Here is an 18,482-nt window from a genome sequence, read left to right on the forward strand (position 1 = left end):
GTTATTGTTCATTTGTTACAATGCGTTATAGTTTGCTAACAAATAAGAAAATAAATTAGAGATAACCTATGCAGTTAATAGATTTAACCCCTGATGATCCCGATGTGATTAATGTTTTTTCTGATATCGACAGACTTATTAATTCTTTATATCCAGTAGCGACAGCACAGTCATTGTCTGTTAGTCAATTGGGTCAACCCAATGTCTATGCAATAGGCTTGAAAAATGAAGAGGGGATTATTGCTTGCGGGGCGATTGTTATGCAGTTTGATACCAAGCCCTATGGCGAGATACGCCGTTTATATGTCAAACCTAGTTATCGCGGAAAAGGCTTATCGCGCCGTATTATGCAAATATTATTACACCATGCTGGCGAAGAAGAAATCCCAATCATAAAGCTAGAAACAGGGCCAAAGCAAAGACAATCAATCCATCTTTACGAGAATTTAGGGTTTGTACAATGTGAACCTTTTGGTGAATACACAGAAAACCCGAACAGCCTATTTATGGAGCTTGCGCTCAGCTAATAATACGCTATTTACTGTTTTTCTTTATCAATTTTAATCCTCACTCGTTACGAGTAGAAATACTTGTTGGACATGAATCGCTATTTTTCTTTTAATGCGCGCAACTAGCCGGTTTGGCATTCATAAATAAAAGAGAAAGATAAATGAAAGAGACAACATCACTTGAACAAGCTCGTACGAGCTACAACGTTCGTCATTGGAGCCAAGGTTTTTTTGGTATTAATGATCAAGGTGATGTGTATGTTGCGCCCAAGGCTGATGCCCCACAGCAAACCATTGCATTAACAGACATTGCTAAGCAACTTGAAGAAAAAGGCTTAAGTTTGCCAGCGTTAGTTCGCTTTCCACAAATTTTACACCATCGCGTGCATAGCTTATGTGGTGCATTTAATACTGCTATAGAAAGCTATGGTTATCCAAAAGACTATTTATTAGTTTACCCAATTAAAGTTAACCAACAACGCGAAGTAGTTGAAGAAATTGTTGCCAGCCAAGCACAAGTAGAAAAAAAACAGCTGGGTTTAGAAGCAGGCAGCAAGCCAGAGTTATTAACCGTATTAGCGCTGGCTGAAAAAACCAGTGCGGTGATTGTGTGTAATGGCTACAAAGATAAAGAATATGTGCGCTTAGCGTTGATTGGCGAAAAGCTGGGCCATAAAGTGTATATCGTACTTGAGAAACTGTCTGAGCTGGATATGGTACTTAGCCAAGCTAAAGAATTAAATGTAAAACCACGCATTGGTATTCGTGTGCGTTTAGCATCGCAGGGCAAAGGTAAATGGCAAGCCAGTGGCGGAGAAAAATCTAAGTTTGGTTTATCTGCTTCTCAAGTGCTGTATGTAGTAAACCGTTTAAAAGCAACAGATCAGCTGGATTTAGTTCAACTGGTGCATTTTCACTTAGGTTCGCAAATGGCCAACATTCGTGATGTGCGCTTAGGTGTAAGCGAGGCTGCGCGTTTTTATTGTGAATTACGTAAGTTGGGTGCACACATAGAGTGCCTTGATGTGGGCGGCGGTTTAGCGGTTGATTACGACGGCACGCGCAGTCAATCACACAACTCAATGAATTACAGTTTAGCTGAATACGCAAATAATATTGTGTACACCATCGGTGATATTTGTAAGCAGTATGAGCAGCCTTTCCCTACCATTATTTCAGAGTCGGGAAGAGCATTAACGGCGCATCATGCGGTCCTTATTTCCAATGTAATTGGCACCGAAACGTATACACCAGAAGAAATAGAAGCACCAGCTGACGAAGCTCCGCAGCTACTTAAAAACATGTGGACGTCATGGCAACAACTGCATGTGCTTACTGATGACCGTGCATTAATTGAAATTTTTCACGACAGCCAAGGTGATTTAGCCGAAGCGCATAGTCAGTTTGCGATGGGATTATTAGATTTAACCCAGCGTGCATGGGCAGAGCAAATAAACTTACGCGTTTGTTATGAACTCAATAAATTAATGGATAACAAAAACCGTTTTCATCGACCGATTATAGATGACCTAAATGCGCGTTTAGCGGACAAGTTTTTTGTAAATTTCTCATTGTTTCAGTCATTGCCTGACGCGTGGGGAATTGATCAAGTGTTTCCAGTATTGCCATTAAGTGGTTTAACGCAAGCACCGCAAAAGCGCGCGGTGTTATTGGATATTACTTGTGACTCAGATGGCGCTTTAGAGCATTATGTAGATGGCCAAGGTATTGAAAGTACGTTACCAGTACCTGAATACTCAGCCGATAAACCGTATTTAATGGGATTTTTCTTGGTGGGTGCCTATCAAGAGATTCTAGGCGATATGCATAACTTATTTGGTGATACGCACAGTGCTATTGTCAATATGGATGAGCAAGGTGTTGCCAGCATTACAGAAATTAACCTCGGTGATACTGTTGCTGACATGATGCGTTATGTACATTTAGATGTTGAAGGTTTTCAGCAGTCTTACGCGCAGTTAGTCAGCGCAAAAATTGCAGTAGATGAACAGCAAAGCGTCCTCGACGAGTTGCAAAGCGGCCTTGATGGCTACACTTATTTAGAAGAGTTATAAGCAATGTCTAGCTTGTTTGGTCATGTTGACCACTCATTATACTCAAATGGGATGACGTTTTTACGCCGTCCTATGGTACAAAACATTAACGCCATAGACGCTGATGTAGTGGTACTAGGTTTACCGTTTGATTTAGCCACCTCAGGGCGCCCTGGTGCCCGCTTGGGGCCAGATGCAATCCGCAGAGCGTCGGTGCATTTAGCATGGGAAGATACTAAATACCCGTGGACGTTTCCTTTGTTTGAACGGCTAAAAGTAGCGGATGCTGGCGATTTTACCTATCCGGTAGGCGATCCTGAATATTTTACTGCGCAGCTAGAAATGGCGGCAGAGCAAATACTTCGCCAAGGTAAAACATTATTAGGACTAGGGGGCGATCACTTTGTTACGCTACCACTATTGCGCGCGCATGCAAAAATTCATGGCAAAATGGCGTTAGTGCATTTCGATGCGCACACCGACACCTACAGTAATGGGTCGCGTTTTGATCACGGTACTATGTTTTACCATGCGCCAATGGAAGGGTTGATTGATGTTAATCACAGTATTCAGCTCGGCATTCGTACCGACTTTGATCAAAGCAATCATGAGTTTGCAGTGATTGATGCCATGCAAGCCAATGATCTTCATGCGAATGATATTGCAGCGCAAATTATTGAGCGAGTGGGTGATTTACCGGTTTACTTAACCTTTGATATAGATTGTTTAGACCCTGCCTTTGCGCCAGGTACAGGTACACCAGTATGTGGTGGTTTAACTTCTGATAAAGTGCTGAAAATTTTACGTGCACTCAAAGGCATTAATATGGTGGGTATGGATGTAGTTGAAGTATCGCCTTCGTACGACCAAAGTGAGCTTACCGCCATTGCCGCAGCAACGATTGCCAGTGAATTACTGCATTTGTGGGCACTTAAGCATAAATATTAATATGTTTTAATTCAGCTCAAAAAAGCGCCAATTTGGCGCTTTTTTTGTATAAAAATAAGAGTACTATGAAAACTGCATATTGTGCTTTTTAGCATAAATAAAAAACACCGGAATTTCGATTATTACATAAGTTAACAAAGTAAACCAAAACCAATTAACTTCAAATAGTAACCAGCTAAATTGTACGCCCGAGTTGTAATAAAGGCGAGATGCAATTAATAGCGTAATGCCTGTTGCAAATAAATCTTGTACCGATACCTTTTTAAAGCTGCTGCCTGCAAAGCGCGGATAAATAAACCCGTAGCCAAGCGTTATCATAATGATGACTAATAACAATAAATTCAGTTCAGGGGTCATAGTGGTTTATATTGCCTCGCATATTCTATTCGCTTTTGAGAGCTTGGGTGCGTTGATAAATACTTTAACCAAGTATCATCAAGGGTCGCCTCTTGTGCTTTTAAATTATTTTCCAGTGCTTCAATTGCATCAGCAAAGTCGTGGTTAGAATATCCTAATTTTAAAAGATTTTTAATCGCATATTCATCGGCCTCTTGTTCCATATCTCGTGAAAACGCTTGTTGTAAAAAAGATGAACCAGAGCCAAGCACGACCTCTAATATCCCTTCTAAATCACCAAAAATAACTGCAAATACAACGGTGCTCGCTGCAGCTTGTGCTGCAAGGCGAATGCTGTGATGGTGCTGAACATGACCAATTTCATGAAGTAAAATAGCACGCAGGGCATCAGGTTCATTCTTTAATAGTTCAACAAGTTCGTCAGTCACAACAACCCGCCCATTAGGAAGAGCAAACGCATTAGCTGAAAAATAATCTGACTGATAAAAAGAGAGTCTAAATTTTGCACTGTCTAAATTGAGTGAGTTAAGCATTAAACGCCATTGCTGCTGTATTTGTGTTTGCTTTTTAGTAGAAAGTTGAGAAGGTTCTAATGCGACTTTTTCTATCACACTGAGGGTGTGTTCCCCCATCGTTTCAATTGTCGAGGTAGGTGCTAAATTAACGCTATAAACGGCTGCTGACGGTATTAAGCGGTATAAAATTAACCAAAGCAATAGGGGAATTAGCAGCACAGATGCAACAATAAGGACTTTATTTTTTTCTAAGCGTTCACTCAGTCCATGCTTTTTAAGCGACAATGGCCACCTAAATTCTACATCTTGAGGAATAAATCGACCACCGTTAGCAAAAATTAACTCAGACGCCATGCCCGGTAGCGGGCTATCAAGTTGGCAATCGTCTATTGTTGATGCAAGTAACGCCGTATTCTCAGAGTCAACAAGCGTTATTTGCTCATGGGAAAGGTGTGCGTAGCTTTTAATATGTTGGCTGCTATTAGGGTAATAATAACAGCCAAAAATAGGATAATTACTCATTAGGTGAGTGAAATATCAATATCAAACACATTGGCAGCTTCTTCAGCAAATGATGACTGCTCATTTTGTGCAACATCAATCAACGAAAGTACGCCGCTATAAATAGTGACTTCTGTAACTGATGCTAATAGCTTTGCTCTGCGTACTTTAGCCCAAGGGTAGGCAAGTCCTAAGGTAAATATAATTGCCAGTACATTGGTAAATAGTAAGATGGCATAGTCAATGGCTTTTAAGTTCGAATCAAAGGTAGCGACTTCTGTAAATTCACTGTTATTAAAAATATGATTTCGAATAAGCGAATGATAAACAGCGCCTACCAGTGTTAAAAACGCAATATACAACGCAGCAATTAATAGCGGCACTACAATTGTCGAAAGGCTAAAGTTTTGTGTGTTTAAGTTATCGATCGTTAAGGCACTTGCACCAGCAAAGAAGCCAAAAATAACTAAGCCACCTATTGCAACTCCTAGGGTAATAAGTGCTGCGATGTAATAGCGTTCGCCCTGAAGATTTACTGTAAGTGGTTTATTTCCATAGCTGATGTTTTCATGCATATATTGATCAATTCGCTTTAATACATACGGCAGTAATAGGTGTAATGTGAATACACTTGCAATAGGCAATAAAACAAAGTTAATAAATGCATCGCCGTAATTACCTGAAAAAGCAAAGCGTACATTACGATGGCGGGTCATACGCATGTTAAAGCGCAAACCTTGGTTAATGATCCATGGCAACAAAAATAAAAAACCAATAGCAAATAAAAGGCCTATCGCCGGTGCGAGGCTGCTTAGTATGGTGTAAATTAAAAACACGATTACCGCTAAAATGCGGCCTTTTAGAATTTGTATAGGAGTGGCTAGGTAGTCAAAGCTATGGCCGTCGATACGCGTATGACCGTAAAAATAACGGTAGGTGCGTACTTTTGCCCATGCAGAATAAATTCCTAAAGTAATAATACTTAGCAGTATATTGACACTCCATATGCCAAAAAATTCGCCGCTTTTGCCGCTAAATTGTACTTTACCGCTAAAAATAGAGGAGAGTGTGTGGTTTGACTTAGGTGAAGTTGGGTGTATTGATTCCATTTAAAAAAAGTCCTTGTAATTTTTTGTAAATTTACCCTTTTTAGAGAATAAAAACAATCTTTATGATTAGCTAGCTTATTGTAAGTAGGCTAATTTTATTGCTTTTGCTGTTTATAGGGCTGCACTTTAAGTCACCTCTGGTATACTGTGCAGATAATTTAACGGGGCTGACATGATTTCAAAAAACCAACTTAAACTAATTCGCCAGCTTGGCCAAAAGAAGTACCGCAAGCAACTTAATCAATACCTTGTACAAGGCGAAAAAAATGTACTGGAGTTATTAAATAGCCCATTAAAAGTAACCGATGTGTTTGCAACGCAAAACTTTATTGATAATAACCAAAGCGCATACCCTCAAACGCATTTTATTACAGCAGATGAAGAGCAATTAACAAAGGTAAGTACTTTGGTCAGTAATAATGCGGCTATTGCCATTGTTGATATGCCAAGCACCACATTACCCGATGAAAGCAGCTTAATATTGGCCTTAGATGGAGTATCTGATCCGGGTAATTTAGGTACCATCATTCGCGTGGCTGATTGGTACGGTATAAAACACATTGTTGCCAGCACCGACAGTGCCGATCCGTATAACCCAAAAACAATTAGCGCCACTATGGGGTCATTTGTTCGTGTATCGGTAAGCCAAGTTGATTTACCTAGCTATTTAACATCTTTGGATGTGCCTATTTATGGTGCATTTTTAGAGGGCGAGAATGTTCATCACTGTCAGTTTGCTGGGAAAGGGGTTTTATTAATGGGCAGCGAGTCACATGGCATACGCCAGCAGTGTGCCGCGCTTGTGAGTAATAAAATTACTATTCCCGCCTTTGGCGGTGCTGAATCGCTTAACGTGGCAATGGCAACGGGCATTATTTTAGATAACTTTAAACGCCAAGCTTAACCTTTTGCCTAAAAATAGGTTAAATTGTAAAAACTAACAAAAATAATAAAAATTGGTAAAACAAACAGATGCGCTTAAGCACTATAAAATTAGCGGGCTTTAAATCCTTTGTAGAGCCCACTAAAATTCCATTTCCGGATCAAATGACGTGTGTTGTCGGCCCTAATGGCTGTGGCAAATCGAACGTGATTGATGCGGTGCGATGGGTGCTTGGTGAAAGCTCAGCTAAAAATTTACGTGGCGATGCCATGACAGATGTTATTTTTAATGGCTCCACTAACCGCAAGCCCATCTCACAAGCTTCTGTTGAACTCATATTTGATAATATCCAAGGTAAATTACCCAATACCTTTGCTGATCGTAACCAAGTGGCTATTAAACGCTTGGTAACCCGCGATGGGCAATCACTGTACTTTTTAAATGGAAGCAAATGCCGCAAACGTGACATTACCGATATATTTTTAGGTACTGGGCTTGGGCCGCGTAGTTATGCCATTATTGAACAAGGGATGATCTCGCGTTTAATTGAGAGCAAACCACAAGAGTTGCGTGTTTTTTTAGAAGAGGCGGCGGGGGTTTCTAAATACAAAGAGCGCCGTCGCGAAACACAAACACGCATAAAAAGTACCCGTGAAAACTTAGAGCGACTACTTGATGTGCGCCAGGAATTGCAAAACCAGCTTGATAAACTGGCGGTACAATCGGTCGAGGCTAAAAAATACCGTGAATTAAAAACCCAAGAGCGCACCTTAAAGGGGCAAATAGCGGTATTAAAATGGCAAAAGCTGCATCAGCAACAAGTTGATAAAAACGCACAGATAAAAAAACTGGATGAACAAATCAACTTTTTTAAAATTGCACACTCAGGCCATGATGACATACTGGCAAGTCTGGAAACTCAAGTGCAAGCTCAGCAGGATAAACTCAATGATGCGCAACAACAACAACACCATACCCATACCGAATTGACTCGCAGTGAACAGCAGCAAATTAGTATTAAACAACAAACGCTTTCACTTAAACAAAATTTAGCCAAGTTAGCACAACAAAAACAACAAAGCGAAGAAGTAAAAACGCAGCAACAAAGTCTCTGCCAAGAGTTAGATGACAGCTTACAACAGGCTGTAGAGCATAACTTAATGTGTAGCGAGCAGGTTATAGAGCTTACCGATGAGGTTAATCGGCTGCTGGAGATTAAAAATGCCGACACATCACACTGGCAATCGCTAAAAGAAGATTATCAACAATTGCATAATCAGCAGTTAGCGCATACCAACGCAGTAAAACACACAGAACAGAAAATCAGTTATGTTAAGCAACAACTAACGCAGCTTGATGAGCAAATAGATGAGTTAAAACGCAGTGAGATAGAGCAGCTATTAACTCAGCAACAACAGCACAGACAAGCCCTGACTGAGCAGCTAGCGAAAGCGCAAACGGCTCACAGTAAAGGCCAAACTGCGCAAACTACTCAGCAGCAACAGCTAGATGATGCACAGCAAGATTGGCAGCATTTATCTCAGCAAGTAAATGAATTAAAGGCTGGTATAGCGGGACTTAAAACAACGCTAGGGTTTGAAAAAAACACTGATGAAAGTGTAACCTTGTTTAAGCAATTAACTGTAAAGTCGGGGTATGAATACTTAGTAGAGCAGGCGCTCAAATCACTTGAGCATATATATGTTTCACAAGATAAAGCAGAAAATAGTACGTGGAAGATTGCATCGCAGTCAGCAGCTAAGCACAGTATTGCCGCGTTTATTACCTCAGGCGTGTATCCTGAGTTATTAAATCATATTGCCTATAATGAAACAGGTGACACACACCTGCTCAATGATGTTAGATATATTGCAGTTATAGACAAGCAAGGGGCATTACATGGCCGAAATTGGCATGTCAGTGGCAATAAAAATGTAGAAAATTCTTTATTGTTGATGCATAAAAAGCTCAAGCAGCAAGAAACCTTACTTGAGCAACAACAACAGGCATTGACGAGCGCACACTCCACGCTTGAAGACCATAAAGCGCAGGCTGCATTGTTAACTGGCAAGCAAAATGAGCGCAAAGAAACCATTCATCAATTAGCGCAGCAATTAGCCGTAGCCACTACCCGCGGCGATATGCTTAAAGCGCAAGCCAGTCAGCATCAGCAACAAGTAACTAAATTACAGCAGCAACGTCAGCCATTGGATGAGCGACTTACACAGTTAAGCGAATTATTGAGCGAAGAGCTCGATAAAAATGAACAGCTTGCACAGCAATTACAGGTATTAGCTGAAGAGCTTAACCAAGCCGATAGCACACGAATAAATAGTGATGAGCGTTACAAACAAGCTTTGAATAATGCTGAACAATATAAAACGCAAGCACATCAGGCAAATCTTAATGAGCAAAAAGCGCGAAGTGAATGGCAACTTAGTCAAACAAAATTGAGTCATGCTGAGCAGGCGCTTGCAACTGCGACAGAGGGCGCGCAAGCGCTATTAGAACAAATTGAAGCGTTACTGATCCCTGAGCAAGAACTTGCAGAGAGTATTGAGCAATTATTAGTACAGCACCAACAAGGTGAACAAACGCTTATCGCTTTACAACAACAGCTGGCTCAAGCAAAACAAGAATTACAAACCAAACAAGCGAGTTTAAAAACGTCACAAACTGAGCTGGTGGCATTGCAAGAGCAGCATCAAACGTTGAGTATTGAAGAACAAAGCCTGTTAATAAAGGCGCAAGCGGTGCTTGAACCACTTGAAGAGCTAAATCAAAACTTAAAACAGGTATTAGCAGAGCTTCCTGCAGAGTTGTCATTAAATGCAGCGCAAAATCAACTCGCAGGAGTCAGTAATCAGTTAGATAAACTAGGCGCTGTAAACCTTGCAGCCATTGATGAATTTGAACAAGCGAAGCAAAGAAGAGATTATTTAAATAATCAGCTGGACGATTTAACCCAAGCATTAACAGCTTTAGAAGGCGCTATTCATAAAATAGATCGTGAAACAAAAACGCGCTTTAAGTCTACGTTTGATCAGGTAAATCACGATTTTGGCCAGCTTTTCCCCAAAGTGTTTGGCGGCGGCAGTGCTTACTTAGAATTAACCAGTGACGATTTACTCGAAAGTGGTGTTAGTATAATGGCAAGGCCACCAGGTAAAAAAAATTCGACAATTCATTTGTTAAGTGGTGGAGAAAAAGCGCTGAGCGCATTATCATTGGTGTTTTCTATATTCAGGCTCAATCCAGCTCCATTCTGTATGCTGGACGAGGTAGATGCTCCATTAGATGATGCCAATGTGGTTCGTTTTTGCCGTTTGGTTGAAGAAATGTCACAATCTGTGCAGTTTATTTATATAAGCCATAATAAAATTGCAATGGAAATGGCAGGTAGATTAACGGGTGTAACCATGGCAGAGCCCGGCGTGTCACGCATGGTTGCTGTGGATATTGAACAAGCAGTGCAACTTGCACATGCATAATTTTATAGTCATTTGCTAGTTATTTTAGGTAAAATGATGGCTGTTAGGCATATTAATAATAAAAGGTGAGGGGATGGCCGAAGAATTAAGATGGGTTTTAATTGTGATCAGTGTGTTTGTCATTGGTGGCTTATTAATACACGGTTTATGGTCAGTAAGAAAAAAAGAGAATGCTGAACTCCCTGCAAGCGAGCGAGTTGAACCTGTTCAAGAACAGCAGCCTTCATCTTTACATACTGAGCCGCAAGAGCCTATGTTAGCGCAACGAGAAGAGCCACAAATGAGTGAGTTAAACTTCAGCGCTGATGAGCCACAAATAGACGTTAGCCCAGCTGATACAGCTATTGAGGATGACCTTGAAGCAGCAACAGAAGAGGCCGCAGACACACAACAAGATACCCCTAAAGACATTGCTGACTTTGTTATTGTGCATATTCAAATGCCAGAAGGGCTCACTATGCAAGGCAGTAAATTACTGTCTGCTGTTAACACGCTAGGTTTTAAATATTCAGAAGAAGGCTTTTTTAATCGCCACCTAGACCCAGCAGGTCAAGGGCCGGTGTTATTTAGGCTGGTAAATATGTATAACCCTGGCACGTTCGATATTGATAATATGGAACAGTTCAGCACCGCAGGCGTTAGTTTATTTATGACTCTGCCATGTGATGGCGATGGCCTTGCTGCGTTTAATATGCTGCATAGCGCCGCTAAAAAGCTAGCCGATGAATTTGGTGCCGATATTCTGGATGCAGAGCGCAACGAAATGACGGTAGAGCGTATTCGTCAATATGTTGAACAGGTTCGCGCATTTTCAGCGTAACATGTATAAGTTAAATTTAGTAAGCCACTGGGCGTTCACTCGTCAAAGTGGCTTTTTTTATGTTTTTTTGAGGTCTACATGACAAGCAGCATTAGTGAGCAAATTAATCATCTTCGTACCACGCTTGAGCAACACAATTATAATTATTATGTACTTGATACACCAAGCATACCTGATGCCGAATATGATCGCTTGTTACGGACACTGAGTGAATTAGAGACTCAGCACCCTGAGTTTTTAACTGCCGACTCGCCTACGCAAAAAGTGGGGGGGGCTGCGCTTGCCAAATTTGAGCAAGTAGCGCACCAAGTGCCTATGTTATCCCTTGATAATGCTTTTGGTGAGAATGAATTTAGCGGTTTTAATCGTCGTATTAAAGAGCGCTTAATGAGCACCGACGAGCTTACATTTTGTTGTGAGCCTAAACTGGATGGTTTAGCGGTATCGATTATTTATCGCGATGGAGTACTGGTTCAAGCGGCGACCCGTGGCGATGGCTTTACTGGCGAAAACATTACTCAAAATGTAAAAACAATCCGTAATGTGCCATTAAAATTGCGCGGTGATGATTACCCTCGTGAACTTGAAGTGCGCGGTGAGGTATTTATGGATAGCGCGGGCTTTGAAAAATTAAATTCAGAGGCACAAAAGCGTGGCGATAAAGTCTTTGTCAATCCACGAAATGCGGCGGCGGGCAGTTTACGCCAACTCGATTCTAAAATTACCGCAAAACGCCCATTGATGTTTTATGCCTACAGCACTGGATTAGTTGCCGATGGCACCTTACCTGAAGATCACTACCAACAACTTGCTAAACTGACAGACTGGGGTTTGCCGCTGTGCCCAGAAACCAAATTAGTTGAAGGCCCAAAAGCCGCGCTTGCTTATTACAATGACATTTTAACGCGCCGTAGCGAGCTAAAGTACGAAATAGATGGCGTGGTAATAAAGGTAAATAAAAAAGCCTTACAAGAGCGTTTAGGCTTTGTAGCTCGCGCACCGCGTTGGGCAATTGCTTATAAATTTCCGGCGCAAGAAGAAATAACGCAATTATTAGATGTTGAATTTCAAGTAGGGCGCACTGGGGCAATTACTCCCGTAGCACGACTAGAGCCGGTATTTGTTGGGGGTGTTACGGTATCAAATGCAACGCTGCATAATGCCGACGAAATAGCTCGTTTAGGCGTTAAAGTGGGCGATACTGTGATTATTCGCCGCGCAGGGGATGTTATCCCGCAAATTACTCAAGTGGTACTTGAGCAACGCCCAAGCGATGCAAAAGAGATTGTATTTCCAACTATGTGCCCCATTTGTGACTCGCACATTGAACGGGTTGAAGGTGAAGCCGTTGCACGTTGTACCGGTGGTTTAGTGTGTCAGGCACAGCGCAAACAAGCAATTAAACACTTTGCATCGCGTAAGGCATTAGATATTGACGGTTTGGGCGATAAAATTGTTGATCAATTAGTTGATCGCGAGCTGATAAAAACTCCCGCCGATTTATTTATTTTAAAGCAGGGACATTTTGAATCTTTGGAGCGCATGGGGCCTAAGTCAGCTAAAAATTTAGTTGCCGCGCTTGATGATGCAAAAACGACCACGCTAGCAAAGTTTTTATATTCACTGGGTATTCGTGAAGTTGGTGAGGCCACCGCTCAAAACTTAGCTAATCATTTTTTAACACTTGAAAACGTTATTGAGGCCAGCATCGAACAATTGATTGAAGTAAGCGATGTAGGTGAAATAGTGGCAAAGCACGTGCGCGGCTTTTTTACTGAAGAGCATAATTTAACCGTGGTGAATGAATTAATAGCCCAAGGCATTAATTGGCCACAGTTGACTGCGCCATCAGAGCAACAACAACCACTAGCGGGTTTAACTTATGTGCTAACAGGGACGCTTAATACGCTTAATCGCAATGATGCTAAGGCGCGCCTGCAACAATTAGGTGCCAAGGTTTCTGGTAGTGTTTCGGCAAAAACGTATGCGCTGGTGGCGGGGGAAAAAGCTGGCTCTAAGCTCACCAAAGCGCAAGAACTCGGTATAGAAATACTGACAGAGGATGATTTAATTACTTTGTTAGAGACTCATAATGGTTAGTTTTACAAATATACTTAATACGCTGTTAATTGATCTGGGCCAGTGGCTGCAAGGTTATTTATCGCATTTATCATTGCTTTTAATGGTGTGTCTAATATCGCTTTATGCAGGCGATATTTTAAAAATAACTAAAAGAGTGGTTGCTAGGCGTCACTTTATTATTAGGGTAACGTGTTTTGTGTTGATCACCGCGTTTGGGTTTGGTTTATTAGTGGTGTGGTTAAGCCCACTGCTAACTAAAGCCTTACTCTTTTTTGGTGCTAAGTGGTTAGGGCTCACATTATTAGCTGCATTTTTTATTTTGGGCACTATTGCCGATAGGAAAAACCAGTTGTGAGCCGTTATGGACCTGAATACTGGGATAAATATGGTAGCTATCGTACGCCAATAGCGTTTCATTTGAGTATTTTAGTGTTACTGCGGGCCTATTTCATTTGGGTGATTGCCGCGCTGAGCCGTCGTCCCGAACTTGATTTAATGTCATTGTTTTTTAAATCAAAAAATGATTTTTTTATTGCCATAGCAATTGGTGCCGTGGCAATTGTACCCACTATTTTGTTTTGTTTACGCAGACCCAGAGACTCGCATCAAGCTACGAAACGGTTAGCGCGTATTTGGCGATACATGCGTTGGCCGCTTATTGCTTGCGCGCTAATAGACTTGTCGTGGTTAAGTATCCAGGCGGCCCATAGTCATTATCGCTTTTCACTGTTTTTAGCCATACAAATGGTGATTGTATTGTGGGTATTGTGGTATTTGGCAAAAAGTCGTTATTTAAGTGTTTTTTTTAGTGATTGGCCCGAGCCGACAGAAAAAGCAACCGATAAAAAGTAAGAGATTATGCACACTATTAATAAAAAAATAGCGCAAGTAGTGGCCTTTATAGGGCTGATTATTATCTGCGTTGGCTATTTTTTATCATTAGGCGAACATATTTGGTTTAAAGGGATATTGCTATTGTGGATAGTGGTATTTTGTTCGTGCTGCTACCGATTAACGCCGTTATTTAAAATGCGTAATCCACTACATAACTTTATTCAGCGTGACGCGCAGCATTTGTTTGTTTTTAGTTTAACCGGGTTGTTTGATAAAAAGAATGGCCCACATTGGTTAGTCATCAGCAATATTGAGTCAATAGAGATAAAAGACGATGAGCTAATAGTGCATAGTAATAATGACAGGCAATTAAGCGTCAGTATTCCTGGTAGTCAAGCTCAATTACACGCTTATGTAAGCCGTATACTTACAGCATCGGAGAGGCAGAGTATCGTATTTAGGTATTGCTGATCGTGACATTGGTCACTGACGTAACAGAGATTAGCTAAAAGAAATGCCTACCAATTGAAATAAAATAGGCCAATAACGCAATGAGGTTGTTATGTTGAAGTGGAACGATATTGTTAATTTTGCCAACCATAGTAATCCAACACCGGTTCGAAAACTGGTTAAAACAGACCAGCAATGGCGCGAACTGTTAAACGAAGAGCAATATTATGTGACCCGTAAAAAGGGGACTGAACGACCAAATAGTTCAACTAGTTGCACACTATTAGAACCGGGAAAGTACGTATGTGTGTGTTGTGACAACCTACTGTTTGATGCGGATGAAAAGTTTGATAGCGGCACCGGCTGGCCCTCATTTACCCAACCGGCGACTGAGGAAGCAATTAGTTATGTAATAGATAACAGCCATGGCATGGAGCGAGTTGAAGTTGTTTGTAATGTGTGTGATGCGCATTTAGGGCATATTTTTCCAGATGGCCCATCTCCTTCCGGATTGCGCTACTGTGTAAACGCGCTTGCGATGAAAAAGCGCTAAAGCTCTAATTTCATTTCTTTAGCAGTTTGGAGTAGTATGTCAAATCGGGCTGACTGCTCTTCTGGTAAGGCTGATTTTTTTAATAGCTTAAGGCACTTTTGAGCCAATAAACTATTGAAAGAGCCACCCTGTTTTTTTGATTTATCCACTAAACACTGTAATAAATTAAGTGCAATACTTGGATTGTGCGGCATGACTCTAAAGGCTTGGCTAAATGCCTCTAAAGCTACATTTAACTGGCCACGCTCAAACTGTTTAACCGCATGGTTGTTAAGTTCTTTCGGCCCCATTTTTATATCACGTCTTTCACTTTGTTGTTGCTGTATATAACGCAAGTAAGTCGCATCACTTCTACTTGGATGGCGCTCACAATGATCGATAATGTGTGAGAATAGCACTTGCGCCTTTTGGTGAAAACCTAATTCATGCAGCGCTTTTGCTTTATCTAGGGCACCATCAATGGAGCGTATTTGGTTATCGCTGTCATCAAGTTGCTCAATCAGCTGTTTCGCTTTTTTATGTTCATCTTTTAAATAATAAAGGCGCGCATTGAGCACATCAATTTGAGTTTGCGCGGTATTGGATGGAAATTGTGTTTTTAGCTCGTTGATATATTTATTTGTTTGACGGGAGATTCTGTTTATTTGGTCTGTTTGATCTGTGGTTAATGCAAAATCAATCCCAGCACGAGCGGCATTTAAATAAATATCAGGGCTATCATGCATAGAGTACTTAGCATAGTTCGCAATATCTTTTTGAGTTAAGTAGCTAGTTTCGTAGTCTCTGTTAATAAGCGATACGCTGTTCAATGATTTTTGACGGTCTATATTACGCGGAGCAATATGGGCTGCTTGACTTAAAAATTCTTGAGCTAACTCAAACTGGTTTAGTTTTATCTCTAAACGCCCTAATAAGTCTAATGCAATTAGTCGTGTTTCATTACGTTCAAGCATCGTTTTAAGCATGCGTTGAGCCAAAATATGCTCATTGTTAGCAATTAAGGCTTCTACTAATCCTACTTTTGCCCAAGCAAATTTTTGAATATTCAAAACTGATTTAAAAAAGTCTTTCGCTTCTTGGTTTTGTTTTAATGCCAGTAAAATATTTCCTTTTAGCCTAAGCAGAATAGGGCTGTATTTATTACTTTTATCAAGCTGAGCATTAATTTGTTTTAATGCTTTAGATTGATTATCGTCATCGATTAATGTGTAGATAGCACTAAGATCATTTTTGCGCTTTAGAATGCGTTCTATGCGCACTCTTAGGTCTTGTACGGTAAAAGGCTTTACTAAAAAATCATCAGGCTGAAGTTCGAGTACACTGTGAACTAACTCTCCGCTAGTCTCTGCAGAAGTAAATATAAACCCAGTAGAGTGTTTAATTAACGCTTTAGCACGCAATTCTTCATAGAGTTGGTAGCCATCTTGGTGTTTACTTAAATTAAAAGAGCATATAACCAAGTCAAATTGTTCATGAAGGCATTGTTCTTTCGCAGCAAGCGCATGATCAGCAAAACGCAAATGTCCAAAGCCAATCTTTTCGAGCGACTGTTTCATGTAGCTTTGAGCTAGTGGCTGCTCTTCTACAATCAGTATTTTGGCTTCTGAGAAAATATTTTTAGACATTGGCTTAAGCGTTATTAAATTTAACACAGACTATAATCAACAGTTTAGACGCTTACAAGGTAATTTAAAGATTAGCCTTAAAGATGAAGGGTTATTAAGCTTATTAATTTAAAAGGATTATATTTTATCTTAAAAGAGCTAAATAGCCATTCAAAGTGAATGAATCGCACGCTTCATAAAGTAAGTTTAAACAAAATGATTTTGAAGGTTATTAGATTCGGAATATATAAGGTTTTAATATCTGATGGGTAAAAAACACAGAAGTTGTTTAATTAGTAATATAAGAATGGTGTGTAATAATGGAGTATTTAGATTTTTGTAATATGCACCATTCTAAGAATGGTGGGTCGTACTGGACTTGAACCAGTGACCCTCGCCTTGTAAGGGCGATGCTCTCCCAACTGAGCTAACGACCCATATTACAAATTTAAAACATGACTATTAAATTAATAGCACTGGACTTTAACCAGTGAATCTCGCCGTTACTTGTAAATAGCGGTGATGCTCTCTTTTCTTGTAACTGAGCTAACGACCCATATTACAAATTTAAAACATGACTATTAACATAGTAATAGGTTTTATATGTGGTGGGTGATACTGGACTTGAACCAGTGACCCTCGCCTTGTAAGGGCGATGCTCTCCCAACTGAGCTAATCACCCACATATAAATCAAACTATTATAAAAATAGTACTGGACTTTAACCAGTGAACTTCGCCGTTACTTGTAAATAGCGGTGACGCTCTCTTTTTCTAACTGAGCTAATCACCCATTTAGATTTTTGCAATATGCACCATTTTAAAAATGGTGGGTCGTACTGGACTTGAACCAGTGACCCTCGCCTTGTAAGGGCGATGCTCTCCCAACTGAGCTAACGACCCATATTACAAATTTAAAACATGACTATTAAATTAATAGCACTGGACTTTAACCAGTGAACCTCGCCGTTACTTGTAAATAGCGGTGATGCTCTCTTTTCTTGTAACTGAGCTAACGACCCATATTACAAATTTACACATGACTACTAACATAATAATAGATTTTATATGTGGTGGGTGATACTGGACTTGAACCAGTGACCCTCGCCTTGTAAGGGCGATGCTCTCCCAACTGAGCTAATCACCCACATATAAATTAAAACGCTACTATTAAAATAAATAGTACTGGACTTTAACCAGTGAACTTCGCCGTTACTTGTAAATAGCGGTGATGCTCTCTTTTCTTGTAACTGAGCTAACGACCCATATTACAAATTTACACATGACTATTAACATAATAATAGATTTTATATGTGGTGGGTGATACTGGACTTGAACCAGTGACCCTCGCCTTGTAAGGGCGATGCTCTCCCAACTGAGCTAATCACCCACATATAAATTAAAACGCTACTATTAAAATAAACAGCACTGGACTTTAACCAGTGAACTTCGCCGTTACTTGTAAATAGCGGTGATGCTCTCATTTCTTGTAACTGAGCTAACGACCCATATTACAACTTTAAAACATGACTATTAACATGATAATAGGTTTTATATGTGGTGGGTGATACTGGACTTGAACCAGTGACCCTCGCCTTGTAAGGGCGATGCTCTCCCAACTGAGCTAATCACCCACATATAAATTAAACGCTACTATTAAAATAAATAGTACTGGACTTTAACCAGTGAACCTCGCCGTTACTTGTAAATAGCAGTGGGCCCTCTTTTTTCTAACTGAGCTAACGCCCCATGTAGAATATTAGATACGACACAT

General features: G+C 40.5%; 15 protein-coding genes and 6 tRNA genes. 11 read left to right on the forward strand and 10 right to left on the reverse strand.

Features of this window, described 5'->3' with window-relative positions; genetic code table 11:
• Positions 1–68 precede the first annotated feature (68 nt).
• The 3 genes from KG708_RS01650 to speB all read left to right on the forward strand — a co-directional run bounded on the left by KG708_RS01650 (position 69) and on the right by speB (position 3,511).
• Entirely contained in the window at positions 69–527 is a 459-nt protein-coding gene (locus KG708_RS01650) for a GNAT family N-acetyltransferase (protein WP_213607818.1), read from the forward strand.
• Positions 528–670: 143 nt separating this feature from the next.
• Entirely contained in the window at positions 671–2,584 is a 1,914-nt protein-coding gene (gene speA, locus KG708_RS01655; RefSeq protein ID WP_036954001.1) for a biosynthetic arginine decarboxylase, read from the forward strand.
• Between the two features lie 3 nt (positions 2,585–2,587).
• Positions 2,588–3,511, forward strand: a complete 924-nt coding sequence (gene speB, locus KG708_RS01660) for an agmatinase (RefSeq protein ID WP_213607819.1) — start codon at positions 2,588–2,590, stop codon at positions 3,509–3,511.
• Between the two features lie 63 nt (positions 3,512–3,574).
• On the opposite strand, the gene KG708_RS01665 is transcribed toward speB, so the two are convergent.
• From KG708_RS01665 to KG708_RS01675, 3 genes are read right to left on the reverse strand one after another with little or no spacing between them, the layout of a single operon-like run.
• Positions 3,575–3,868, reverse strand: a complete 294-nt coding sequence (locus tag KG708_RS01665) for a hypothetical protein (RefSeq protein ID WP_213607820.1) — start codon at positions 3,866–3,868, stop codon at positions 3,575–3,577.
• Positions 3,865–4,905, reverse strand: coding sequence for a M48 family metallopeptidase (locus KG708_RS01670; RefSeq protein ID WP_213607821.1), 1,041 nt, complete (start codon positions 4,903–4,905; stop codon positions 3,865–3,867). Before KG708_RS01670 ends, KG708_RS01665 begins: the two co-directional genes overlap by 4 nt.
• Positions 4,905–5,993: a YjgN family protein gene (locus KG708_RS01675; protein WP_213607822.1), complete on the reverse strand. Its 1,089-nt coding sequence runs from the start codon at positions 5,991–5,993 to the stop codon at positions 4,905–4,907. The genes KG708_RS01670 and KG708_RS01675 overlap by 1 nt, the downstream gene beginning before the upstream one ends.
• A gap of 172 nt (positions 5,994–6,165) precedes the next feature.
• On the opposite strand from KG708_RS01675, the gene KG708_RS01680 reads away from it, so the two are divergent.
• The 8 genes from KG708_RS01680 (at position 6,166) to msrB (ending at position 15,106) form a co-directional block, all read left to right on the forward strand.
• A complete protein-coding gene (locus KG708_RS01680) occupies positions 6,166–6,897 on the forward strand; it encodes an RNA methyltransferase (protein ID WP_213607823.1) in 732 nt (243 codons plus the stop codon).
• A 68-nt stretch (positions 6,898–6,965) separates the two neighbouring features.
• Positions 6,966–10,367 carry an AAA family ATPase gene (locus tag KG708_RS01685; RefSeq protein ID WP_213607824.1) on the forward strand — a complete coding sequence of 1,134 codons (3,402 nt, stop codon included), beginning with the start codon at positions 6,966–6,968 and terminating at the stop codon, positions 10,365–10,367.
• Between the two features lie 73 nt (positions 10,368–10,440).
• The gene (gene zipA / locus KG708_RS01690; protein ID WP_213607825.1) at positions 10,441–11,187 is read left to right on the forward strand and encodes a cell division protein ZipA; all 747 of its coding nucleotides are present in this window, start codon (positions 10,441–10,443) and stop codon (positions 11,185–11,187) included.
• Between the two features lie 78 nt (positions 11,188–11,265).
• A complete protein-coding gene (gene ligA, locus KG708_RS01695; RefSeq protein ID WP_213607826.1) occupies positions 11,266–13,287 on the forward strand; it encodes an NAD-dependent DNA ligase LigA in 2,022 nt (673 codons plus the stop codon).
• Positions 13,280–13,624: a DUF3392 domain-containing protein gene (locus KG708_RS01700; RefSeq protein WP_213607827.1), complete on the forward strand. Its 345-nt coding sequence runs from the start codon at positions 13,280–13,282 to the stop codon at positions 13,622–13,624. Before ligA ends, KG708_RS01700 begins: the two co-directional genes overlap by 8 nt.
• Entirely contained in the window at positions 13,621–14,121 is a 501-nt protein-coding gene (locus KG708_RS01705) for a DUF2919 domain-containing protein (RefSeq protein ID WP_024602644.1), read from the forward strand. The genes KG708_RS01700 and KG708_RS01705 overlap by 4 nt, the downstream gene beginning before the upstream one ends.
• Positions 14,122–14,127: 6 nt before the next feature.
• A complete protein-coding gene (locus tag KG708_RS01710; protein WP_213607828.1) occupies positions 14,128–14,574 on the forward strand; it encodes a hypothetical protein in 447 nt (148 codons plus the stop codon).
• Between the two features lie 91 nt (positions 14,575–14,665).
• Complete coding sequence (gene msrB, locus KG708_RS01715) at positions 14,666–15,106, forward strand: peptide-methionine (R)-S-oxide reductase MsrB (RefSeq protein ID WP_213607829.1); 441 nt, start codon at positions 14,666–14,668, stop codon at positions 15,104–15,106.
• On the opposite strand, the gene KG708_RS01720 is transcribed toward msrB, so the two are convergent.
• The 7 genes from KG708_RS01720 to KG708_RS01750 form a co-directional block, all read right to left on the reverse strand.
• Positions 15,103–16,731, reverse strand: a complete 1,629-nt coding sequence (locus tag KG708_RS01720) for a tetratricopeptide repeat-containing response regulator (RefSeq protein ID WP_213607830.1) — start codon at positions 16,729–16,731, stop codon at positions 15,103–15,105. The two genes, msrB and KG708_RS01720, sit on opposite strands and share 4 nt — an antisense overlap.
• 340 nt (positions 16,732–17,071) lie before the next feature.
• Positions 17,072–17,147 (reverse strand) — tRNA-Val (locus tag KG708_RS01725).
• A gap of 169 nt (positions 17,148–17,316) precedes the next feature.
• Positions 17,317–17,392, reverse strand: a tRNA-Val gene (locus KG708_RS01730).
• Between the two features lie 143 nt (positions 17,393–17,535).
• Positions 17,536–17,611: transfer RNA gene (locus tag KG708_RS01735), tRNA-Val, on the reverse strand.
• A 168-nt stretch (positions 17,612–17,779) separates the two neighbouring features.
• Positions 17,780–17,855: transfer RNA gene (locus tag KG708_RS01740), tRNA-Val, on the reverse strand.
• Between the two features lie 167 nt (positions 17,856–18,022).
• Positions 18,023–18,098: transfer RNA gene (locus KG708_RS01745), tRNA-Val, on the reverse strand.
• A 168-nt stretch (positions 18,099–18,266) separates the two neighbouring features.
• Positions 18,267–18,342: transfer RNA gene (locus tag KG708_RS01750), tRNA-Val, on the reverse strand.
• Positions 18,343–18,482 lie beyond the last annotated feature (140 nt).

It is taken from the genome of Pseudoalteromonas sp. (assembly GCF_018402495.1).
GTDB lineage: Bacteria > Pseudomonadota > Gammaproteobacteria > Enterobacterales > Alteromonadaceae > Pseudoalteromonas.

Excerpts from the sequence above, each read along its gene's own strand:
- KG708_RS01650 (WP_213607818.1), top strand. The coding sequence starts at position 69 with ATGCAGTTAATAGATTTAACCCCTGATGATCCCGATGTGATTAATGTT.
- speA (WP_036954001.1), top strand. The coding sequence starts at position 671 with ATGAAAGAGACAACATCACTTGAACAAGCTCGTACGAGCTACAACGTT.
- speB (WP_213607819.1), top strand. The coding sequence starts at position 2,588 with ATGTCTAGCTTGTTTGGTCATGTTGACCACTCATTATACTCAAATGGG.
- KG708_RS01665 (WP_213607820.1), bottom strand. The coding sequence starts at position 3,868 with ATGACCCCTGAACTGAATTTATTGTTATTAGTCATCATTATGATAACG.
- KG708_RS01670 (WP_213607821.1), bottom strand. The coding sequence starts at position 4,905 with ATGAGTAATTATCCTATTTTTGGCTGTTATTATTACCCTAATAGCAGC.
- KG708_RS01675 (WP_213607822.1), bottom strand. The coding sequence starts at position 5,993 with ATGGAATCAATACACCCAACTTCACCTAAGTCAAACCACACACTCTCC.
- KG708_RS01680 (WP_213607823.1), top strand. The coding sequence starts at position 6,166 with ATGATTTCAAAAAACCAACTTAAACTAATTCGCCAGCTTGGCCAAAAG.
- KG708_RS01685 (WP_213607824.1), top strand. The coding sequence starts at position 6,966 with ATGCGCTTAAGCACTATAAAATTAGCGGGCTTTAAATCCTTTGTAGAG.
- zipA (WP_213607825.1), top strand. The coding sequence starts at position 10,441 with ATGGCCGAAGAATTAAGATGGGTTTTAATTGTGATCAGTGTGTTTGTC.
- ligA (WP_213607826.1), top strand. The coding sequence starts at position 11,266 with ATGACAAGCAGCATTAGTGAGCAAATTAATCATCTTCGTACCACGCTT.
- KG708_RS01700 (WP_213607827.1), top strand. The coding sequence starts at position 13,280 with ATGGTTAGTTTTACAAATATACTTAATACGCTGTTAATTGATCTGGGC.
- KG708_RS01710 (WP_213607828.1), top strand. The coding sequence starts at position 14,128 with ATGCACACTATTAATAAAAAAATAGCGCAAGTAGTGGCCTTTATAGGG.
- msrB (WP_213607829.1), top strand. The coding sequence starts at position 14,666 with ATGTTGAAGTGGAACGATATTGTTAATTTTGCCAACCATAGTAATCCA.
- KG708_RS01720 (WP_213607830.1), bottom strand. The coding sequence starts at position 16,731 with ATGTCTAAAAATATTTTCTCAGAAGCCAAAATACTGATTGTAGAAGAG.